General features: G+C 58.8%; 1 rRNA gene (cut by a window edge). It reads left to right on the top strand.

The features are described from left to right. Nucleotides 1-225 precede the first annotated feature (225 nt). A 16S ribosomal RNA gene (locus U9980_RS10540) occupies nt 226-1,068 on the top strand (it continues 1,002 nt past the right edge of the window).

Raw genomic sequence — 1,068 nt, 5'->3', positions numbered from 1 at the left:
CCTTGAGAACTCAACAGCGTGCCGAAAGTCAGTGCCATAACCCCGTCAATATCGGGATGGTAGCAGGCTAATCTGGTCTGTTCCGCCTGATATGACGGAAAGAAATTCCTTTGACACGACAGACGATCTACGGATCTTTGTCGATGTCAGGGTCATCCCAGCCGCAAGGTTGGGAACTCCATGTCATCCCTCCGCCGGTGGTTTCGGCGGTTGTGATAAGAGACATCAACGGAGAGTTTGATCCTGGCTCAGGACGAACGCTGGCGGCGTGCTTAACACATGCAAGTCGAGCGGGAAGCTTCGGCTTTCAGCGGCGAACGGGTGAGTAACACGTGGGCAACCTGCCCCGAGCTCTGGAATAACTTCGGGAAACCGGGGCTAATACCGGATATGACACTACCGGACATCTGGTGGTGTGGAAAGATTTATCGGCTCGGGATGGGCCCGCGGCCTATCAGCTTGTTGGTGGGGTAACGGCCTACCAAGGCGACGACGGGTAGCCGGCCTGAGAGGGCGATCGGCCACACTGGGACTGAGACACGGCCCAGACTCCTACGGGAGGCAGCAGTGGGGAATATTGCGCAATGGGCGAAAGCCTGACGCAGCGACGCCGCGTGAGGGACGAAGGCCTTCGGGTTGTAAACCTCTTTCAGCAGGGACGAAGCGCAAGTGACGGTACCTGCAGAAGAAGCACCGGCCAACTACGTGCCAGCAGCCGCGGTAATACGTAGGGTGCAAGCGTTGTCCGGAATTATTGGGCGTAAAGAGCTCGTAGGCGGCTTGTTGCGTCGGCTGTGAAAACCCGGGGCTCAACCCCGGGCCTGCAGTCGATACGGGCAGGCTAGAGTCCGGCAGGGGAGACTGGAATTCCTGGTGTAGCGGTGAAATGCGCAGATATCAGGAGGAACACCGGTGGCGAAGGCGGGTCTCTGGGCCGGAACTGACGCTAAGGAGCGAAAGCGTGGGGAGCGAACAGGATTAGATACCCTGGTAGTCCACGCCGTAAACGTTGGGCGCTAGGTGTGGGGGACCTTCCACGGCCTCCGTGCCGCAGCTAACGCATTAAGC

The sequence above is a fragment of the Protofrankia sp. Cr1 genome (assembly GCF_963555865.1).
GTDB lineage: Bacteria > Actinomycetota > Actinomycetes > Frankiales > Frankiaceae > Protofrankia.
Note: the sequence above shows the minus strand (reverse complement) of the source record. Positions and strands in the feature narration are given on the sequence as shown.